The sequence below is a fragment of the Streptomyces alkaliphilus genome (genome assembly GCF_014141535.1).
GTDB lineage: Bacteria > Actinomycetota > Actinomycetes > Streptomycetales > Streptomycetaceae > Streptomyces > Streptomyces alkaliphilus.
The window spans coordinates 1-2,521 of record NZ_VKHT01000762.1; the positions used below are offsets into that span (position 1 = coordinate 1).

Sequence of the window (2,521 nt, forward strand, 5' to 3'; positions counted from 1 at the left end):
GTGTAGATCCCTCCGGCTGCCAGGGTGGCCAAGGCGTGTTCGTGCTCGGCGGTGTCGTTGAGCCAGGCTCGGACGGGGGTTCGGGGGCCGGGATCGAGCTGGTCGGCGATGTGTCCGGCGCGGCCGTGTAACCACTTCATCGCCAGCCGGGGCGACGGCGCGTGGTAGCTGCCCAACGGGTGTTCGCGGTGGTGGCCGGTGGTGTGGGCGGAGACTTCGCACCAGTAGTGGCCCGTCCCCGGTGGTGCTTCCGCTCGTGGAAGTCTCAGCACGATCCGGCCTCGGTGGCGGTGAGTTCGGCGGTGATGGTGTGGCCGGGTCGGCCCCGGTGGATGTGCAGGCGGTGGGAGAAGTCCTGCACCAGCGCCAACCCCCGACCCCCGGTTGCCTCGTCCCCTACCTCGCACGGCATGGGCACGCGGTCTGTTCCGCCGGCGTCGGTGACCGCGACCGTGAGCAGTTCCGGGGTGCGGCTGATGACCAGCCGGAAGCCGAGCCGGGCGCTGTCGGTGTGCCGGATGGCGTTGGCGGTCAACTCCGTGACGATCAATGCCGCGTCGTCGCGTCGGGGGTCCTCGGCCAGTACGTCGCGGGTGAAGCGGCGGGCACGGCCGACCTCTTCGAGAAGTCCGGGGCAGGTCAGTTCCCAGACGCGGACTCTACTCATATACTCGTGCATACAAGTTCCTTTGCGCTGGTGGGCGGTGTGGACCGAAACGAAGTGCTAGACGAGTCGCACGCCGTCGTGGGCGCGCACGGCCGGCGGGGTGCGGTGATCCATGGCGTCGAGCACGCGGATCGCGTACGCCTCGTCCGCCATCCCGGCCACTTCCTCGCGGGTGACCCAGCGCAGTGCCCGGGTCTCCTCGCCGGTGGTCGGAACGCCGTTGATCGCCTCGCACCGGAAGACCATGGAGACGATCAACCCGACCATGTTCTTGTAGACCCCCGTGAGGGCGGCGTCGGGGGAGATCTTGATGCCGGTCTCCTCCAACACCTCCCGCACGAGCGCGTCGGTGATCGTCTCGCCGGGCTCGACCACGCCGCCGGGCGGCTCCCAGTGACCGTTGTCGCGCCGCTTGATCAGCAGGGCGCGTTCGGCGTCATCGATGATGACCCCGGCGACGCTCACGGAATGGGGGCGCTCGACGGTGCTCACGGTGCTTGGAATCCCTTCCGGTGGCTAGGCTGCCCACCGTAGCAATCCCATATGGCCTCTCGTCTAGATATCCGTAGGAGTTCCCGTGACCTCTTCCCCGTCCGCCCTGCTCGGCGCCCTGGACCCGACAAGTGATCGAGCGGTGTTCCGACAGATCGCCGATCACCTGCGCGAGGCCATCGACAAGGGCCGTTTCACCGAGGGTGCCAAGCTGCCCTCGGAAGCGGAGTTGGTCGAGCACTACGGCGTCTCCCGGATGACCGTGCGCAACGCCATCTCCATCCTCCAGGGCGAGGGCCTGGTCCACGCCGAGCACGGCAAGGGCGTCTACGTCCGCCCCCGGCCCCCGGTGCGGCGCCTGGCCTCTGACCGCTTCGCCCGACGCCACCGCGAGCAGGGGAAGTCCGCGTTCACGGTGGAGGCCGAAGCCGCGGGGAGTCGTCCGGAGGTCGATCAACTGGAGGTGCGCGAGGAGCGCCCGAGTCAGGACATCGCCGCGCGGCTCGGCGGGGCCCGCAAAGTGCTGGTGCGGCGTCGGCGCTACCTGCTGGACGGCCGGCCGGTGGAGTTCGCCACCTCCTACCTGCCGTTGGACCTGGCGCGCAACACCCCCATCGCCCAGCCCAACCCCGGACCCGGCGGCATCTACGCCCGGCTGGAGGAGTTGGGGCACCGCCTGGAGCGCTTCGAGGAAGAGGTGCGGGCCCGGATGCCCGCCCCGGCCGAGGTGAAGACGTTGCGCCTGGCGGCTGGGGTGCCGGTGATCCACCTGATCCGCACCGCCTACGACACCGAGGGTCGGGCGGTGGAGATCTGTGACACCGTGATGGCGGCCGATGCCTATGTGTTGGCCTACCAGCTCCCCGCCACCTGAGGGCAGTTCCCCGGCGGTCCGCCCCGGCGGACTCGTACACCACAGCACGGCTACTCGTATAGACGAGTGGGGGAGTGGTGTGGCACAGTGGAACGCGCCAACAGTTCGAAGGCATCACCCCGTTGCATCTCGTCTAGACGACTAGGTGTTGGGGTGGTGCCGCTTCTCCCGAGGAGACGTTCCGTGCGTTCCATCCGTGTCGAGACCTCGTCCGCGACGATCCTGCTCACCGAAGCCCCCACCCCCAAGGTTCGCGACCGCCAGACGGGCGAGATCGCCAAGGACGCCACCAGCGGTGAGGCGCTGATGAAGGTCGGCGTCGTCTACATCGAGGACGGCGAATCCTCCCTCTTCCACGTCACCGTGCCGGAGAGCGGCGTCTCGGAAGGGCTGGTGCCCGGCTCCCCGGTCGCCCTTCCCGGCCTGGTCGCCCGCCCGTGGGAGTCGGTGTTCAACGGCCGGGAGCGGCACGGCATCGCCTTCCGGGC

General features: G+C 69.2%; 5 protein-coding genes. 2 read left to right on the forward strand and 3 right to left on the reverse strand.

From position 1 onward, the window contains the following. The 3 genes from FNQ90_RS19465 to FNQ90_RS19475 all read right to left on the reverse strand — a co-directional run. Positions 1-272: hypothetical protein (locus tag FNQ90_RS19465; protein ID WP_182607547.1), on the reverse strand; the 272-nt coding region annotated here is incomplete at its 3' end. Further along, complete coding sequence (locus FNQ90_RS19470) at positions 266-667, reverse strand: ATP-binding protein (RefSeq protein WP_228471404.1); 402 nt, start codon at positions 665-667, stop codon at positions 266-268. The genes FNQ90_RS19465 and FNQ90_RS19470, both read right to left, overlap by 7 nt. 57 nt (positions 668-724) lie before the next feature. Continuing rightward, positions 725-1,132 carry an NUDIX hydrolase gene (locus FNQ90_RS19475; RefSeq protein ID WP_182607551.1) on the reverse strand — a complete coding sequence of 136 codons (408 nt, stop codon included), beginning with the start codon at positions 1,130-1,132 and terminating at the stop codon, positions 725-727. A 112-nt stretch (positions 1,133-1,244) separates the two neighbouring features. Between FNQ90_RS19475 and FNQ90_RS19480 the strand changes: the two genes are divergently transcribed. Then, entirely contained in the window at positions 1,245-2,033 is a 789-nt protein-coding gene (locus FNQ90_RS19480) for a GntR family transcriptional regulator (RefSeq protein WP_182607549.1), read from the forward strand. Positions 2,034-2,216: 183 nt separating this feature from the next. After that, a partial coding sequence (locus FNQ90_RS19485) for an SCO3933 family regulatory protein (protein ID WP_182607550.1) occupies positions 2,217-2,521 on the forward strand: 305 nt, incomplete at its 3' end.

What these genes read in the sequence shown, in the direction of transcription:
- FNQ90_RS19470 (WP_228471404.1), bottom strand. Translation starts at nt 667, where the DNA reads ATGAGTAGAGTCCGCGTCTGGGAACTGACCTGCCCCGGACTTCTCGAA.